This window comes from Mesorhizobium sp. P160219 (assembly GCF_057786095.1).
Genome location: NZ_JBYNWG010000001.1, coordinates 4561189 through 4578803 on the forward strand (window position 1 = coordinate 4561189; position 17615 = coordinate 4578803).

A 17615-nucleotide genomic window follows, 5' to 3' on the forward strand; every position below is an offset into this window, starting at 1 on the left:
TACAGGGAACGAGCCCGAAGGGCCGGATCAGGAGAAGACTATGCGCGTCGGTTGCCCCAAGGAAATCAAGAACCACGAATACCGCGTCGGCCTGACGCCGGGCTCCGTCCGCGAATATGTCGCGCATGGTCATGAAGTGCTGGTCGAAAGCGGCGCCGGCGCCGGCATCGGCGCCGATGACAATGCCTACCGCGCCGCCGGCGCCACCATCGCCAGGACCGCCGCCGACGTGTTCGCCAAGTCCGACATGATCGTCAAGGTCAAGGAGCCGCAGCCCAACGAATGGGCGCAGCTGCGCGACGGCCAGATCCTCTACACCTATCTGCACCTGGCCCCGGATCCGGAGCAGACCAAGGGCCTGCTCGCGTCCGGCGTCACCGCAATCGCCTATGAGACCGTAACCGACGACCGCGGCGGCCTGCCGCTCTTGGCGCCGATGTCGGAAGTTGCCGGCCGCCTGTCGATCCAGGCCGGCGCGACCGCGCTGCAGAAGGCCAATGGTGGCCGCGGCGTGCTGCTCGGCGGCGTGCCCGGCGTGCTGCCCGGCAAGGTCACCGTGCTCGGCGGCGGCGTCGTCGGCCTGCATGCCGCCCGCATGGCGGTCGGCCTCGGCGCCGACGTCACCATCATCGACCGCTCGATCCCGCGCCTGCGCCAGCTGGACGACCTCTTTACCGGCCGCGTCCACACCCGCTACTCCACAGTCGAGGCGCTTGAGGAAGAATGCTTCTCGGCCGACATCGTCGTCGGCGCCGTGCTCATCCCGGGTGCTGCTGCACCCAAGCTGGTGACCCGCGAAATGCTGTCGGGCATGAAGAAGGGCTCGGTGCTGGTCGACGTCGCTATCGACCAGGGCGGCTGCTTCGAGACTTCGCACGCCACCACCCATGCCGAGCCGACCTATGAGGTCGACGGCGTGATCCATTACTGCGTCGCCAACATGCCGGGCGCCGTGCCGGTGACCTCGGCGCACGCGCTCAACAACGCGACGCTGCATTATGGCCTGCAGCTGGCCGACAAGGGCCTGAAGGCGCTGGTCGACGACCACCATTTGCGCAACGGCCTCAATGTCCACAGGGGCAAGATCACCAATCGCGCCGTGGCCGAAGCACTCGGCTATGAGCTGGTCGAACCGAAAGTGGTTCTGGCTGCCTGACCTGACCTGGCATTTTGCCTCCCTTACCCGCCGGTTGTACCGGCGGGTTTTTCTTGGCTACAAGACCGCAAAACGCCCGCTCCAGGGCAAGGTGCAGCCCCTCTCGACAGCGCTTTTGCCTGTCGATGTGACATTTTTGTCATTCCAATATTAACGAGCATCCTGTTAGAACACGGACGGGTTTGTTCTATGCTAAGGGGCTAAAATGTTTATTTCTGCTAAATCCGTTCTTCTCGGCGCCGTTTCGGCAATGGCTTTGATATCGGTAGCGCATGCCGCCGACGTTGTGCAGCCGGTGGAAGAACCTGCCGGTTTCAACTGGAGCGGCGCCTATGTCGGCATCGGCGGCGGCTTCGGCGCCACCGTGCACCGCATCAGCGTCGACCCGTTTCTCGACTTCAATGGCATCGGCGGCAACGGCGTGTTTGGCGAAGTGACCGCCGGCTACGACTACATGGTCTCTGAACGCTTCCTGCTCGGCGGCTTCATCGACGCCAACATCGGGAATATCGGTCCGTCGATCAGCCTTCCGGGCGCTGATATCGACCTGACGAACGCTTATGGCTTCGACGTCGGCTTGCGCGCCGGCTATCTCTTGAACCCCAGTACGCTCGGCTATGTGCTCGGCGGCTACACTTGGAACCATTTCAAGCTCGAGGGTTCGGGCTTTGCCGACGGTCTTGATTTCACGGAGAACCGTGGCGGCTATGTCGTCGGCGTTGGCATGGAAACCGTGCTGCGCGGCAACTGGACGATTAAGACCGAGTACCGCTACGCCAACTATGGCGACAACTCGGTGGCTGACCTCGGCATTATCGGCGGCCCGGGAACCTCTCTGGATGTCGAGCCGTCCAGCCACACCTTCCACATCGCGGCCAATTACCGCTTCGGCGCCCAGAATGGCGGCGGGGCCTCGTTTGCTGCTCCGACCTACAACTGGACCGGCTTCTATGTCGGCGGCGCGCTTGGCGCCGGCACCGTGGTGCATGACCTGACGCTCGCCAGCGCCCTCGAATTGGATGGCATCGGCGGCGAAGGCGTGTTCGGCGAGGCGAGCATCGGTTACGACCATGATTTCGGCGGCTGGGTCGCCGGCGTTCTGGTCGACGCCCGCTATTCCGGCATACGCTCGAAGCTGGACATTCCGGGTGGGTCGATCAAGGGCGATGCCGACTATGGCTTCGATGCCCTGGCCCGCATCGGCGCCAAGGTCAACGAATCGACGCTGGCCTATGTCCTCGGCGGTTACAGCTGGCAGCATTTCGACCTGCATGCCTCCTCGCCCGTTGGCGACATCGTCGACTGGGGATCGAGCGGCTTCTCGGTCGGTGGCGGCCTGGAAACGGCCGTTTCCAGCAACATGACGCTTGGTCTCGAATACCGCTATTCGCAGTATGAGAAAGAAGATTTCGGCTCGGGCGGCTTCCTCACCGACGAGCCTTCCTTCCAGACCGTTCGCGTCGGCGCGAAGTATAAATTCAACTAAACGCCGCACACACACACGGCGAAGGCCCGTCGGTCAATTCCGGCGGGCTTTTTCTTTGCGCAAAATTCCTGGCGCCGGAATTGAACAGGCTGGCGGACATCAAAAAAGCGGAGCCAAAGCCCCGCTTCCTCGGTCATCGAGATCCCCGCCGGTTCATCCGCGGTCGGCAATCCATCGACGCTGGTCTTTTACCGAGAGAATGCGACGGGAGTACGACAAGTCCCAACCGCCATCGGCGTGCGTCGCCATGCCGGCGAGGATCGCGATGCTGTGTGAAGTGCTTCACATCCGCAATTCGAAAAGCATGCGCAGACAGGGATGCCAACTTGACGGATCGAGCCGTCACACGGTTCCCAACTGCCCGCCAGACCACCGGCGGGCATCTTTTTGTCAGAAACGCTCGATGCGGCACTGATAACAATTGTTGCGCGCCGAGCGGACGTGGACATAGGCGATGTCAGCGCGCTCAAACAGCGTCTCTGCCCGCGCCGCAATGCCGCCAGTCGGAATGACGCCGCCGCTGCCATAGACGATGCGGTCATCCGCACCATAGCCGCGCACGATATAGTCGCTGCTCTCAAGCATCTCTGGAAGCGCTTCTGTCTCGGCTGCGCGTTCGCATTCCTGCGCATGCAGGAAGATCGGTCCTGTCTCGGCGTAAGGCTGCAACGCCGGAAACGGCCGATAGGCCATGATCAGATAGCCATCGCCTTCGGCGACGTTTCTCAGGCAATGCCGGCACGGCACCCCGTCGCCATCTGAAACCTTCCGCTCCGGCGTTTGCCCGTAGGCGTCCGGCCCGCCGCGCTGCAGCGCTCTCACATCTTCTGTCGGCAAGGCTTTGAACTGGACGGTCATGGCTAAATCTCCGGTGTGGTTGACCGGAAATTATGCCCCCGCCGAGGTGCTTCCCACCCGATTCCTGTCAACTGTCAGCAGCCCGGCCAGTCTCAGGCCGGACTGCTTCGGCATTGGGCAGGTCCCGCGCCGGCTCAGCGGATGAAATCGTCGAAGCGGCGCAGCATCACCCGGCGCCTGCGCCAGTTCTCGTCCTGGGTCCGCACGAGCAGGAATTCCTCGCCATGAACGGTCGGTTCGGCCTTCAGTCGGAGAAAGTCACGGCCGCATGACGCTGGCCGAGCGCTCGGCGAACGACAGCGGATGCACGGTCTCCTTCTTTTGCGCCACCGGCGCAAAACCGAGCTTCTGGTAGAGCGGCAAGGCAGCCGGATGGTCGAGCGTGCAGGTCTGCACCGTTACCCGTTTCGGCCCATACGACCATGCTGCGGCAATCGCCGCACCGAGGAACCAACGGCCGATGCCTTGCCCGGTCGCATGTTCCATCATGCCGAAATAGGCGAGCTCGACTTCCTCTGGCAAATGCGGCTTGAGGTCGAAGAAACCGGCCGGCGCGCCGTCGAGATAAAGCACCCTGATGTCGCGGTCCTCGCGGTGGATCCCGGCGGCAAGCTCGTCATCGTCCAGCCTCAGCACATTGACCCAATGCCATTTGCGCCCGACCCGATCCATCAGATAGCGATAGAAATGCAGCGGAATGTCCTTGGTCCTGAGCAGCGCGATCTGCCTGTTGTAGGGCAAGGGCGGCGAATAGGCCGGCGGCACATGCATTTCCAGAAACGTGACCGTGACCTCGATGTCGTCCAGCGCGCCATTTTCCATCGCCATCATTCCTTGCCCGTCACCACGGGCGTGTCTGCCAGCCCGCCCCATTCCGTCCATGAGCCGTCGTAGAGCCGGTTGTCGGTGTGGCCGAGCGTCTCCAGCGCCAGAGTGACGACAGCCGCCGTGATGCCGGAACCGCAAGAGGTGACGACCGGTTTCGACAGATCGATACCGGCATCCTCAACGGCCTTGCGCAACTGGTCCTTCGACAACAGCGCGCCATCCAGCGACAGCGCCGAATAAGGCAAATTGTGCGCGCCGGGCATGTGGCCGGAGCGAACACCCGCGCGGGGCTCTGGCTCGGCGCCGGTGAAGCGGCCCGCGCCTCGGGCGTCCGCAATCTGGCTCTCGCCAGTCTCGACGATGCGGCGCATGTCGGCAAGGCTGGCGACGCGAGCGGCATCGAAATCGGCATGAAACACATTCGGCGCGATCTTGGTCGGCTCCGCCGTCACCGGCCGGCCCGCCGCCTTCCAGCGGTCGAAGCCGCCGTCGAGCACATAGACCTGGAACACGCCCATGACGCGGAACATCCACCAGGCGCGCGGCGCCGAGAAGAAACCCGGACCGTCATAGACGACAATGGTGTCGTCGGCCGAAATTCCCATGGCGCCTACATATTGCGCCAAATGCTGTGGCGAGGGCAGCGTGTGCGGCAGCTTGGCATCAGGATCGGAGGCCGCATCATGATCGAAGAATCGCGCGCCCGGAATATGCGCAGCCTCATACTCGGCGCGCGCATCGCGCTTCTGCGCCGGCAGATACCAGGATGCATCGACGATCGTCAGGCCGGGCTCGCCAAGACGGCTCTGCAACCAGTCCGCATCGACGATGAAAGAGCTGTCATCGGCCATTGTTCTTCTCCTGCTCCGCCTTGGCGAAGCATTGCTTCCTGTTGACCATGATCTTCCCCGAAAACCGGCTTCCACTTTTCGGGATCATGGTTCGTTCAAGCCACCGGCATTGGTCCGAAGCGAATGCGAAAACGCCGGTTTTCGCGGCCCTTCTTCTCGATCTTGCCGATATGGATTTCACCGACTTCGCCGGTGCTTTTGACATGGGTGCCGCCGCAGGGCTGGCTGTCGATCGAAGCGTTGTCGCCGATGCAGACCAGGCGGATCTTGCCGGTGCCGGCGGGCGGCCGGACATTCTTGGATTTCACCAGGCCAGGATTGGCTGCCAGTTCCTCGTCGGTGATCAGCCTGATGAAGATCGGATGATCGGCTCGCACCAGCTCCATCAGCCCGGCGGTGACGTCTTCCCTGGTGAAGCCGGCATCGGGAGCGTCGAAGTCGACGCGGCTGTCATCTTCGGAAACCGCGGCACCGGTAATCGGAAACGGACAGACGACGGTGAGCAAATGGCAAGCTGCGTGCATGCGCATCAGGAGATGCCGCCGCTCCCAGTCGATGGCGAGTTTCACCTGCTCGCCGACCTCGGGTGCCGGCTGCTCCGGCGCCGGCACATGGATAATCTCGTCCTTGGTCTCGCCGGTGATGGTGGCGGCAATGGCGATGCGGCTGCCGTCGGCGCGCTCTAATGTTCCGGTATCGCCAGGCTGGCCGCCCGATGTGGCATAGAAGATGGTCCGGTCGAGAATGATGCCGCCGCGCTCGTTGATGGCGACAACAGTGGCGTCAGCCGCTCTGAGATAGGCGTCGTCGCGAAACAGCGCTTCTGTTCTGTGCGCCATCAGGCGACCTTCTCATACGGCACCGAAATTGTGCTGCGCTCATCCATCCAGCCCGGCACCGGCAGGTTCTTATCCCGCAGGAATTCCGGGTTGAACAGCTTCGACTGGTAGCGCGTGCCATAGTCGGCAAGGATGGTCACGATGGTGTGGCCGGGGCCAAGCTCGCGCGCCAGCCGTATCGCGCCGGCAATGTTGATGCCGGTCGAACCGCCGACGCACAGGCCTTCTTCCTGGATCAGGTCGAAGACGATCGGCAGCGCTTCCTCGTCCGGCACCTGGAACGAGAAGTCCGGCGTGAACCCATCGAGATTTGCCGTGATGCGCCCCTGCCCTATCCCTTCGGTGATCGAGCTGCCGTCGGACTTCAATTCGCCACTGGTGTAGAAGGAATAGAGCGCCGCACCCAGCGGATCGGCGAGTGCGATCTTGACGTTGCTGCTCCTGGCCTTCAGCCCGAAGGCGACGCCGGCCAGCGTTCCGCCCGAACCCACCGCCGAGACGAAACCGTCGACCTTGCCGCCGGTCTGCGTCCAGATTTCTTCCGCCGTGGTGCGGATATGGCCGTCGCGATTGGCAACGTTGTCGAACTGGTTGGCCCAGATCGCGCCGTTCGGCTCCGACCTCGCCATCTGCTCGGCCAACCGCCCCGACAGTTTCACGTAATTGTTGGGGTTCTTGTAAGGCACCGCCGGCACTTCGATCAGCTCGGCGCCAAGCAGCTTGATCGTGTCCTTCTTTTCCTGGCTCTGGGTGTCGGGAATGACGATCACTGTGCGATAGCCCAGCGCCTTGGCGACCAGCGTCAGGCCGATGCCGGTATTGCCTGCCGTGCCCTCGACGATGACGCCGCCCGGCTTCAACAGCCCGCGCTGTTCGGCGTCGCGGATGATGAACAGGCCGGCGCGATCCTTGACCGACTGGCCGGGGTTCATGAACTCGGCCTTGCCCAGGATCTCGCAGCCGGTCTGCTCCGAGGCCTTGTTGAGGCGGATCAGGGGCGTGTTGCCGATCGCTTCGATCACAGAACGGGGCATCCGGGATTCCTTATGTAGCTGCGGCGAGACCCTAGAAACCCGAAGCGTGCGTTTCAAGGCAAGAATTCGCCTGGTCCAGTCGCATTTCGGGCACTGCAATCTCCCGCGGCCGGACATCGCGCGATGACGATCATTTCAACCAGTACGGAAAAGCGCTCTTTTCATTCGATTTTTTCACCGCTAGAGCACTAATGACAGATCGGCAGGGCGCAGAATGACACTTTACCGGGCCAACCCGAAGCACGGCGTCGCCTGGATAACCGGCGGCAGCAGCGGCATCGGCCGTGCGCTGGCAAAGGACCTCGCGGCAAAGGGCTTTGTCGTCGCGGTCACCGCACTCGACGGCGACCCACTCGACGCGCTCATCGTCGAGACGGCGCAGATGCCGGGACGTGTCGTCGCCTACCCTTGCGACGTCACCGATGAGCCGCGCATGGCAAGCACGGTGGCGGCGATTGAAAAGGAGCTCGGGCCGATCGTGCTCGCCGTCTTCAACGCCGGCAACTACATCGCCACGCCCGGCGAAGACCTCAGGGTCCGCGACTTTCGCCAGACCTTCGAGGTCAACTATTTCGGTATCATCAATGGCCTCGTCCCGCTCATGGAGCGCATGCGCATCCGTGCGCGCGGCCATATCGTGCTTGTCGGATCGGTTACCGCCTATTTCGGCTGGCCGACCACGGCGGCCTATGGCGGCTCGAAGGCGGCGATCAACATCCTAGCCGAGTCGCTGAAATACGATTTCGACAAGATGAATGTCCGGATCCAGGTGATGAATCCGGGCTTCATCGACACCCCGCTGACGGAAAAGAACATGCTGCCGATGCCGGGGCTGATGCCGGTCAACCGCGCCTCGCGCCGCCTGCTGCGCGGCATCGAGCATGGCGGCTTCGAGGTTACCTTCCCTCACCGGCTGAGCTGGGGGCTGAAGTTGCTGGCACTGCTGCCAAGGCCAGTCTGCCGGTGGTTCATCAGCACGGCGACCCGCTGGACAGGGCGGCCGCTGAATTTCGACCGCAAGCCGCCGAACGAATAGCTGTCCACAGCCCCGGCTGTTGCCTGACTGCACCGGCCGCCATAGCTTTAGAATTGTCGTGGAGTCTGAGATGGGGCGGCGGATCGTGCTTGCGGTGCTGGGCGTCGTCATCATCCTTGTCCTGGCCTTCCTGCTTGGTCCGCGCGTTCCCGTCGACACAACAATCAGCTTCGACCCCAAGGTGATCGGCGACGATCCGCAAGCATATATCGCGCGTGAAGAGGCTGCCGTGCCCAACGTCCGCGACGGGCTCGAGAAAGAAATCATCTGGGCCGATCCGATGGTTCACGCCAGGACGCCATTGGCGATCGTCTATATCCATGGCTTTTCGGCATCGAAGGGCGAGGTTCGCCCGCTGGCCGACGAGGTCGCCGACCAACTCGACGCCAACCTTTTCTACACCCGCCTCACCGGTCATGGGCAGGACGGCGCCTCGATGGCGCAAGGCAGCGTCAATGCCTGGATCAACGACTACGAGGAGGCGCTCGCCATCGGCCGGGCCATCGGCGACAAGGTGATCGTCATCGGCACCTCGACCGGTGGATCGCTGGCGGCATGGGCGGCGACTGAGCCTGGCGCATCGGACGGCGTCGCTGCAATCGCATTCATCTCGCCGAATTTCGGCATCAGGGCTTCAGGCGCCGAGCTGCTGACCATGCCCTGGGGCAGGCAGATCGCCGAGTTCGTCGGCGGCAAAGAGCGCAGCTTTACGACCCGCAACGCGCTGCACGAGAAACTCTGGACGCACACCTATCCAATGGCGGCCGTGCTACCGATGGCGGCGCTGACCAACCTTGCCTACGCAGCGCCTGTGGAGAAGGCAACCATACCGGCGCTGTTCATCTTCTCGGATTCCGACAAGGTGGTGCGCCAGGATCGCACCCGCGAAATCGCCGGCCGCTGGGGCGCACCGCATGAACTGGTGCCCGTCGACGACAATGGCGATCCCGACAACCACGTCATTGCCGGCGACGCGCTGTCGCCCTCGACCACGGCATTCCTGGCGCAGCGGATCGTCGTGTGGGTTCAGGCAATTGCCGGGCAGCCCTAAACGAAAAAGGTCGGCCGAAGCATTGCCCCGGCCGTCCTCATATTCAATCGTCAGCAATCAAGCCAGGCTCGACGAGCCTGACCGGTTCGTCTGATCAGGCAGCCCGCGCCGCGGGCCGCTTGCCGCCGAAGCGGCGCTTGTTGTTGCCCTTGAAGGCCTTGGCGCCTTCCGGCTTGCGCTCGCTTGCACCCGCAAAGGCCGGCTTGTCACCAAAACGGTTCTTGGCGAAGCCGTTGTTCTGGCCACCGGGCCGCCTGCCGTCGCGACGGCCATTGCGGTCGTTGCGATCATTGGCGGGCTCGAAGCGCTCGTTCTTTTCGGCCGGATTGCGCACCGGATCCGGGCTGCCGAGATGGTCGGCAACGATCGGCAGCTTGCTGCGGATGATGCGCTCGACCTGACGCAGCTTGCTGTTTTCGGAAGGATCGCAAAGCGTGATGGCGATGCCGTCCATGCCGTTACGGCCGGTACGGCCGATGCGGTGGACATAGCTTTCGGCCTCATCCGGCAGATCGAAATTCACCACATGGCTGATGCCGGGGACGTCGATGCCGCGCGCCGCGATATCGGTCGCCACGAGAATGCGCACCGAGCCCTCGCGGAAATCGTTGAGCGCCTTCTGGCGGGCGTTCTGCGACTTGTTGCCGTGGATGACCGCGGCCTTGAAGCCGTCGCGTTCGAGGTCCTTGGTCACCCGGTCGGCGCCATGTTTGGTGCGCGAAAAGATGATGACGGACTTCATTGCCTCGTCGGCGAGCATCGTCGACAGCACCTGGCGCTTCTGCTTGGTGCGGGCAAAGACGACGCCCTGCACGATCTCGGCGGCCGCGGTGCTCTGCGGCGCGACTTCGACGCGGATCGGGTTCTTCAACAGGCCCTTCGCCAGCTCGGCGATTTCATTGGGCATGGTGGCCGAGAACAGCACCGTCTGACGGTCGGGCGCGGTCGCCTTGGCGATCCGCTTGACGTCGTTGATGAAGCCCATGTCGAGCATGCGGTCACCCTCGTCGAGCACCAGCCATTTGGTGTCGGAGAGAATGAGGTCGCCCTCGCGCACCAGGTCGGTCAGGCGGCCGGGCGTGGCGATCAGGATGTCGACGCCGGGCGCAACCTTCTTCACCTGGCTGAAGCGCGAGACGCCGCCAAGCACGAGAGCGGTCGAGACATGCGCGCCCTTGGCGAGGATCTTGATGGTGTCCTCGATCTGGACGGCGAGTTCGCGCGTCGGCGCCAGGATCAGCGCACGAGTGGTCTTGGCTCGGCGCTTGGTGCCGAGCGCGATGATCTTCGACAGGATCGGCAGCGCGAAGGCAGCGGTCTTGCCCGAGCCGGTCTGGGCGATGCCGAAGATATCACGGCCTTCCATCTGCGGCGGGATTGCCTGCGTCTGGATCGGCTTCGGCTCGGTGAAGCCGGCGCCATGCGTCGCCTTGAGCAGCGCGCCCGTGATCCCAAGAGCTGCGAAACCGGTGAGGTCCGCAGTGTTGCCGGTCGAGATTGCGTTACCGGCTGAGGTGTTTTCGTTGGTCAAAATAGTCTTCTTTCACGCGGTCTTGGCCGCAAACATCGATGGCGGCAGGGCGCAACCTGCCGTCGAAAAATTTGATATGAAACGACAAGGCGGGCGGACGGAAACGTCCACTCGGCTGCGCTGTCGTGCCCGCAGGCGTCATGCCACGGGGCTCTTTCGCCACTTCGTGATGTATCGGAAAGAGGGGCCGATATACCGGAAAGAGGGAAAACAGACGCAACCAGTCTCATTTGTCGAGAAGGCCGGAATCTCCGGCCCAAGCGCCTATGGGCTGCATATGGCTGAGTTCGCTCCGGAATGCAAGGGGCCACATGTTGCAGCGCAATAATCGAGGCCGAAAGCGGCGCTTGCACACGCCTGCAGGCATCATTACCACAAATGCAGCTTCCATTTCTGGAGACCGAGCGATGAAGGACGTGCTGAAGGAACTCGAGCGCCGCCGCGAGATCGCCCGCATGGGTGGCGGCCAGACCCGCATCGACGCCCAGCACAAGAAGGGCAAGCTGACGGCGCGCGAACGTATCGAGGTCTTTCTCGACGAAGGCTCGTTCGAGGAGTTCGACATGTATGTCGAGCATCGCTCGACCGATTTCGGCATGGAGAAGACCAAGATCGCCGGCGATGGTGTCGTCACCGGCTGGGGCACCGTCAATGGCCGTCCGGTCTATCTGTTCGCCAAGGACTTTACCGTCTTCGGCGGCTCGCTGTCGGAGGCTCACGCCGAAAAGGTCATCAAGGTGCAGGAGATGGCGCTACGCAACCGCGCGCCGATCATCGGCATCTACGACGCCGGCGGCGCCCGCATCCAGGAAGGCGTGGCGGCGCTTGGCGGCTATGCCGAGATCTTTCAGCGCAACGTGCTGGCCTCCGGCGTCATACCGCAGATTTCCGTGATCATGGGGCCGTGCGCCGGCGGCGACGTCTATTCGCCTGCGATGACCGACTTCATCTTCATGGTGCGCGACACCTCTTATATGTTCGTCACCGGGCCGGATGTGGTGAAGACCGTCACCAACGAGACGGTGACGGCCGAGAGCCTTGGCGGCGCGTCCGTCCACACGACCAAATCGTCGATTGCCGACGGCGCCTACGACAATGACGTCGAGGCGCTGTTGCAGATGCGCCGGCTGGTAGACCTTTTGCCCGCGTCAAATACGTCGGAGCTTCCTGAGATCGAATGCTACCAGTCGGTCACCGACCATGATCTGTCGCTCGACCGGCTGATCCCAGACAACGCCAACAAGCCTTACGACATCAAGGAGCTGATCCTCAAAGTTGCCGATGAAGGCGATTTCTTCGAGATCCAGCAGAACTTTGCCAAGAACATCGTCACCGGTTTCGGCCGCGTCGAAGGCCGCACCGTCGGCTTCGTCGCCAACCAGCCGATGGTGCTGGCCGGCGTGCTCGATTCCGACGCAAGCCGCAAGGCGGCGCGCTTCGTGCGCTTCTGCGACTGTTTTTCCATTCCCATCGTCACCTTCGTCGACGTCCCCGGCTTCCTGCCCGGCACCGCGCAGGAATATGGCGGCCTGATCAAGCATGGCGCGAAACTCCTGTTTGCCTACGCCGAGGCGACCGTGCCGAAAATCACCGTCATCACCCGCAAAGCCTATGGCGGCGCCTATGACGTGATGGCCTCAAAACATCTGCGCGGCGATATGAACTATGCCTGGCCGACGGCGCAGATCGCGGTGATGGGGGCGAGAGGCGCGGTCGAGGTCATCTACCGCAAGGATATCGGCGACGCCGAAAAGATCGCAGCTCACACAAAGGCTTACGAGGACCGTTTCCTGTCGCCCTTCGTCGCCGCTGAACGCGGCTATGTCGACGAGGTGATCATGCCGCATTCGACCCGCCGCCGCATTGCCCGGGCACTGCGCATGCTGCGCAACAAGGACATGCAGAACCCTTGGAAGAAGCACGACAACATCCCGTTGTAACATCCAATGTCGCGACTGATCATCAGCGCCGGTCGGCGGTTTGGCAGGTTCACGGTCCTGTTTTTTGTTGTTCCCGCTCTCATCATCTTCTGCGTCTGGATGTCCCTGCTCGACAACCATCCAATCTGGTTTATCGCCAGCGGCTTCGTCGTCATGCCGATCGCCACCACGGCCTTGGCATTTCTGTTCGGCACATTGTTTGCGGGCTTCCGACGCAGCAAGATCAAAGGCGTCAGTGAAGCAGAAGCGCCCGGCCTGTGGGCGCTGTGGCGGAGCGTCGCCGGACCGCACCGTGCTGCGCGCACGGTTGTCATACTAGAGGGCAACCTGAACGCCAGCGTGCGCGAAGAGCGCACGCTTCTCGGCCTTCTCGGCAATCGGCTGTTTCTAACCATTGGCATCCCTCTCCTCGCAGTGACCGATGAAAGAGCGCTTGCCGCGATCCTTGCCCATGAGGACGCGCATGTGCGCAACAAGGATACCAATGGCAGCCTCAATCTCGCTGAGTTCGAAAACGGTTTCGGATTTGTCTTCGAGTATGCCCCGCCCGGAACCACGATCACAGGCAGCCTGCTCCACGCCGCTATCGGCTGGCTGTCGCAATCGTTCGAGCGGGAAGAAATCCGGCTTTCGCGCGAAGCGGAGATCAAGGCAGATCGACACGCGGCATCCTCCGGCGACGCCGAGCACGCCGCACGCGCGCTGTTGCTTCTTGCCACGGCAGACGTGCATTTCACGGAGACGGTCTATGACCCTTTGCAGCATGAATTGCGAGGTGCTTTGCGTCCGCCGCGACCGCCGCTCGAGCGCATGCTGGAAGCTGCCGGCCAGCTGCGAGAACCCATTTGCCTCGATGTTTGCGCCCGCAAGGCGTGGGCAAGCCCGGATGACGCAAAGTCCACCCATCCATCATTGGCTCAACGGCTGGCGGCGCTTGGCTACACGGAGCCGCCCGACCTGGACCCGATCGCCGTGACCGCGCTCTCGACGCTGCTGAACTCGAGCGTAGCACAGCGCCACATTTCGGAATTCGACACCAAATGGACTGCGCGGATGGAAGACTATCTCCAGCGCTGAACTGGTGGTCGCCCAACTCGCAGGCTCACTCCTCTTCCGCCGCCCCGAACCCCGCATCCCTGGGGGCGCTGGTCGCGCTCGCCCAGGGCGTCGCGTGATTATCGATGCGCATCTGGAAGATGAAATAGGTCGGCGAGCAGTAGCCGATGCCTTTCACCTTGGCAGCACCCGGCGTGTCCGGCGGCAGCGACTGGCACATATAGTCCTCGCGGCAGAAATGATCAGCCGAGCAGGCTGGACGGTTGCCGCGGTTGACCGCGCCGCCGAGGCACTGGTCGAAATTGTTGGTGGCGACGCAGGTGTCGAATTTCTTGCCGCCGACCATGCCGCAAATTTCCGATGGCATCGGCTTGCCCGTCTTGAATGCGGCGAAGCTGCGGTCCTTGTCGTCGCAGGCGCGATAAGCGATGCCTGCCGGTACGCCGATTTTCGGTGGCCGGCAGGTGTAGGCGGTCCGCGAAAAGGTCGGCGCAAAAGCCGCGAACTGGCCGGTGATCTTGTAGCGGTCGTTGAACGGCTGAGACGGGTTGCTGGCGATCGACCCGGTCAGGCAGGGATGGCCCGAAAACATCTTTGGACTGTCCGTGGGCAACAGACATTGCGCCAACGCGGTATGCACGCCTGAAGCCGTCGCGAGCGGCGTGCAGACGGTGCCGCCACCGCATTGCCAGGTCGCGCCGAAGCGTTTTGCATCATCCGGCATCAGGCACGGCATCGCCATCTCGGCCGGGGCGTAGTCGACATCGCCGGCATCGGTCCATGTCGCTGGCGGCGCGAAGGACAGCGGCCGGTAGCGGTTCGGCTCCTTGCCTTCTTCCGTCGCGCGCAGCCAGGCCTCACGTCGCGGAATCTCGGCATGGAGATGCGGCGAGATGCCGACCTCGATCCGGTTGAGAGGCGACGTCGTTTTGTCGTCGAGGCCGATGAAGTGAAAGCCGGCCGTCGAGCCCGCCTGGTGGCAGCCCTGGCAGGCGCCATTGTCCAGCCGCTCGACCAGCGCCTCCGGTGTCCGCACCAGCTTTAGCGCCGCATAGTCCAGGCCGGCGAAATCCGCTGGCTGGAACAGCGGCGTGAACGGATGGTTGGCCTGTCTCGCGCTGCCGAAGGTCGACCACGAAATGATTTTCTTCGCCAGGAATTCGTCGGGGATTTCGTAGACGCCGAGATCGACCGCCGCGACATTGGCGATGACATAGTCGGCGAGCCTTTTCTTGAGTGCAGCATCGTCGGAGAGCCGCGCGACGTCTGGCGTATTCTCCAGCGGATTCTCGCTGACGGTAGCGCCATCGATGCCGAAGATCCGCATCAGATAGGCCGCCTGCCCGCCGAATTGGGTCTCCTGTCCCGAGGGAAAACGCACCACCTGCGCATTGAGTTCAAGCTGCTTGAACGTCAGTTCCTCCGGTGCCAGCGGCCCGCCGGCCAGCCAGCCGGCATCGACGTTTTCGTCGATCTGCGGTGTCCAGCGCCCGGCAACGCCGACGCAGCCGCCATCGGCATCCGGCGCCACGCTGTAGACGGCGTTGAAATTGAATGGCAGCCGCGATGCCAAAACCTTGCCGTTCTTGCGGAAACTGTAGGCCAGGCGATAGATGAAGCGCACCTCGCCACAGCTCTTGTCGCCTTGCAGCGCGGTGAAGTCACGCCGGTCCAGCCGGTTGACGACGCCGACCAGGCGGAAGCGCGCGGCCTCGGTCTTCAGCCAGCGCATATCCATGATGCGGCCGACATTGCCGTCGGTCACCTCGTAGAGCGTGCGCCCGCCGGCCTTTATCTCGGCCCGCAGCGTGGCAATATCGGCCGCCACCATGTCGACAACAGCACGATAGGCCGGCACCTCGCTGTAGAGCGTCTTCAGATCGTCCGCGCCGTCGACGGCGAAAATGCCGGCGAAGCCAAACCCCTTGGCATCGAGGGCGGCGAGCACCGCCGGATCGTCGACGATGGTCACCGGCTGCTCAGCGCGCACGCCATGCGAGGCGAACAGCGCGATGATGGCTGCAATGGCGAGCGCGAAACGCTTCATCCGATCGGCACCTTCTGCCGTGCCTCGACAAGTTCACGCAGCACCGGCACCAGCGCCAGCGGCAGATCCTCGGCGATCAGACCCGGTCCGAAGCGGCTGCCGGCCTCGGCATGGATCCAGACCGCTGCGCAGGCGGCCTCGAATGCCTGCATGCCCTGCGCCAGCAGCGCGGCGACAATGCCCGCCAGCACGTCGCCGGAACCGGCGGTGGCGAGCCATGGTGCACCATTGGCGTTGATCACCGCGCGGCCGTCCGGCGCCGCGATGACGGTGTCGGCGCCCTTGTAGACCATGATGGCGTTGGCTCGTTCAGCGGCTGCGCGCGCCTTGGCGAGTTTCGACTGCTTCTTGTCCTTCGCGATGTCGGGAAAAAGTCTGGCGAATTCGCCTTCATGCGGCGTCAGCACCAATACCGGCGCCAACGGGAGCAGCGCGGCGTCGAACAGGGCCTGAGGCTGATGCGCCAATGACGTGATGGCGTCAGCATCCAAGACAATGGCAGGGCGCTGAATTCCGAATGAACTCGTCGACGTGCGGTTTAGGTCAGCGACCGTCGCGATCAATTGCAACGCGAAATCCCCCACTTTGGGTTTCGGCCCGAGCCCTGGTCCGAACACAAGTACTTCGGGGTGCCTCGCCGACAAAAATTCCTGCACTTCCTCCATCGAACCGGCCTCGCGCAGCATGATCGATGTCAGATGCGCGGCGTTTACCTGCATGGCATTTTCAGGCGAGAGCACGGTCACCGCCCCTGCCCCGGCTCTGGCTGCAGCCATCGCCGACAGCCGCGCCGCACCTGTCGCGCTCGGCCCGCCGGAAAAGACGCTGACGTGGCCGCGCTTATACTTATGTGTATCGACCGCCGTTTTCGGAAAACAGTATAGCCAGAAGTCAGGCGTGTTCTCGAACGTCTTGATCTTGAACTCATCGACGATCGCATCCGGAATGCCGATATCGGCGACGATGATCTCGCCGCAGAGGCTGCGCCCCGGCATCAGCAGATGGCCGGGCTTTTTCCGCACGAACGTCACCGTCACGTCGGCCTTGAAATAAGCGTTGCTCAAGCCGGTCTCGCCCGACACACCAGAAGGCAGATCGATTGACACCACAGGCACGCGCTCCGCCGCGGCCAATCCTGAGACGGCAGAGGCATGCAGGGATATCTTCTTCGACAATCCCGCACCATAGAGCGCGTCCACGACGACTTCACCCGGTTCCGGGTAGCAGTGTCCGATGTGCTCGACCGGCAGATTGCAGGCCTCGGAAGCTCGCGCCGCATCACTCCCGGGCTTCTGCTTGCCTTCGGCCCAGAGCGTCACATTCACACCAGCCTCGGCCAGCAACCGCGCTACAACATAGCCGTCGCCACCATTATTGCCGGGGCCGCACAGCACGTGCACGCGGCTTGCTGCGGGATAGCGTGCCAGGACCACAGCAGCGACCGCTTCGCCGGCGCGCTGCATCAGGCCATAGCCGTCGAGCGGACCGGCCGCGATCGCCAGCCGGTCGACCTCGCCCATCTCGGCCGGCGACAGGACTTCATTGCTCATGGATTGCCGATCCCGCATTTCGTTCAAGGCCGACCCTTTGTCCCTATCGAGCATTGTCCAGTTTCGGATTCGAAGCAAACGGCCAGGTGCTGCGTTGGCGTGCGGCCAATCCTTTCGCAGACTGGTGCCACGGATCCGCGCGGGCCTGCAAAATGCGCAATCTGCCTAATTATCGTGCAGACGCCCGAAGCGGCAATGTGTAGGCTTCGGGCAGCTTTGCCGCAGCCGAAGCAGAGGATGACGCGAATGTGCATCCCGGCGCGGCGCGGCATTGGAATTGCGCGAAACCGCTTCGCGTGGGCTGAAATTGGCACAGTTCGTGCTTGATGGAGGCGCAAGCGGGGCGCACAAC

14 protein-coding genes are annotated in these 17615 nt (G+C 63.1%); 6 read left to right on the forward strand and 8 right to left on the reverse strand.

Annotated elements, in window-relative coordinates:
• Positions 1-40: 40 nt before the first annotated feature.
• Together ald and AC3EMP_RS22155 are read left to right on the forward strand one after the other, a co-directional pair.
• A complete protein-coding gene (gene ald, locus AC3EMP_RS22150; protein WP_023688436.1) occupies positions 41-1156 on the forward strand; it encodes an alanine dehydrogenase in 1116 nt (371 codons plus the stop codon).
• A 205-nt stretch (positions 1157-1361) separates the two neighbouring features.
• The gene (locus AC3EMP_RS22155; protein WP_488494671.1) at positions 1362-2642 is read left to right on the forward strand and encodes an outer membrane protein; all 1281 of its coding nucleotides are present in this window, start codon (positions 1362-1364) and stop codon (positions 2640-2642) included.
• Between the two features lie 390 nt (positions 2643-3032).
• On the opposite strand, the gene AC3EMP_RS22160 is transcribed toward AC3EMP_RS22155, so the two are convergent.
• The 5 genes from AC3EMP_RS22160 to AC3EMP_RS22180 form a co-directional block, all read right to left on the reverse strand.
• Positions 3033-3500, reverse strand: a complete 468-nt coding sequence (locus AC3EMP_RS22160) for a DUF1203 domain-containing protein (protein ID WP_023736671.1) — start codon at positions 3498-3500, stop codon at positions 3033-3035.
• Positions 3501-3758: 258 nt separating this feature from the next.
• Complete coding sequence (locus AC3EMP_RS22165; protein ID WP_023682574.1) at positions 3759-4322, reverse strand: GNAT family N-acetyltransferase; 564 nt, start codon at positions 4320-4322, stop codon at positions 3759-3761.
• Between the two features lie 5 nt (positions 4323-4327).
• Positions 4328-5179 carry a 3-mercaptopyruvate sulfurtransferase gene (gene sseA, locus AC3EMP_RS22170; RefSeq protein WP_023755204.1) on the reverse strand — a complete coding sequence of 284 codons (852 nt, stop codon included), beginning with the start codon at positions 5177-5179 and terminating at the stop codon, positions 4328-4330.
• Between the two features lie 95 nt (positions 5180-5274).
• Positions 5275-6018: an alanyl-tRNA editing protein gene (locus AC3EMP_RS22175; RefSeq protein WP_023736674.1), complete on the reverse strand. Its 744-nt coding sequence runs from the start codon at positions 6016-6018 to the stop codon at positions 5275-5277.
• Positions 6018-7052 (reverse strand): cysteine synthase A, encoded by a 1035-nt coding sequence (locus AC3EMP_RS22180; protein ID WP_023682581.1) that lies wholly within the window; start codon positions 7050-7052, stop codon positions 6018-6020. Before AC3EMP_RS22180 ends, AC3EMP_RS22175 begins: the two co-directional genes overlap by 1 nt.
• Positions 7053-7266: 214 nt before the next feature.
• Here AC3EMP_RS22180 and AC3EMP_RS22185 point away from each other — a divergent pair, with 214 nt between their 5' ends.
• Both AC3EMP_RS22185 and AC3EMP_RS22190 read left to right on the forward strand, forming a co-directional pair.
• Positions 7267-8088 carry an SDR family oxidoreductase gene (locus tag AC3EMP_RS22185; protein WP_023805244.1) on the forward strand — a complete coding sequence of 274 codons (822 nt, stop codon included), beginning with the start codon at positions 7267-7269 and terminating at the stop codon, positions 8086-8088.
• A 70-nt stretch (positions 8089-8158) separates the two neighbouring features.
• The gene (locus tag AC3EMP_RS22190) at positions 8159-9139 is read left to right on the forward strand and encodes an alpha/beta hydrolase (protein WP_352712918.1); all 981 of its coding nucleotides are present in this window, start codon (positions 8159-8161) and stop codon (positions 9137-9139) included.
• A 94-nt stretch (positions 9140-9233) separates the two neighbouring features.
• On the opposite strand, the gene AC3EMP_RS22195 is transcribed toward AC3EMP_RS22190, so the two are convergent.
• Positions 9234-10670 (reverse strand): DEAD/DEAH box helicase, encoded by a 1437-nt coding sequence (locus AC3EMP_RS22195; RefSeq protein WP_488494672.1) that lies wholly within the window; start codon positions 10668-10670, stop codon positions 9234-9236.
• 407 nt (positions 10671-11077) lie between these two features.
• Here AC3EMP_RS22195 and AC3EMP_RS22200 point away from each other — a divergent pair, with 407 nt between their 5' ends.
• Together AC3EMP_RS22200 and AC3EMP_RS22205 are read left to right on the forward strand one after the other, a co-directional pair.
• Positions 11078-12610, forward strand: a complete 1533-nt coding sequence (locus AC3EMP_RS22200; protein ID WP_352712916.1) for an acyl-CoA carboxylase subunit beta — start codon at positions 11078-11080, stop codon at positions 12608-12610.
• Positions 12611-12616: 6 nt separating this feature from the next.
• Positions 12617-13687 carry a M48 family metallopeptidase gene (locus AC3EMP_RS22205; protein WP_023835257.1) on the forward strand — a complete coding sequence of 357 codons (1071 nt, stop codon included), beginning with the start codon at positions 12617-12619 and terminating at the stop codon, positions 13685-13687.
• 25 nt (positions 13688-13712) lie between these two features.
• On the opposite strand, the gene AC3EMP_RS22210 is transcribed toward AC3EMP_RS22205, so the two are convergent.
• The gene (locus AC3EMP_RS22210) at positions 13713-15713 is read right to left on the reverse strand and encodes a hypothetical protein (RefSeq protein ID WP_352712915.1); all 2001 of its coding nucleotides are present in this window, start codon (positions 15711-15713) and stop codon (positions 13713-13715) included.
• Positions 15710-17263, reverse strand: a complete 1554-nt coding sequence (locus tag AC3EMP_RS22215; RefSeq protein WP_023743040.1) for a bifunctional ADP-dependent NAD(P)H-hydrate dehydratase/NAD(P)H-hydrate epimerase — start codon at positions 17261-17263, stop codon at positions 15710-15712. The genes AC3EMP_RS22210 and AC3EMP_RS22215 overlap by 4 nt, the downstream gene beginning before the upstream one ends.
• Positions 17264-17615: the final 352 nt, after the last annotated feature.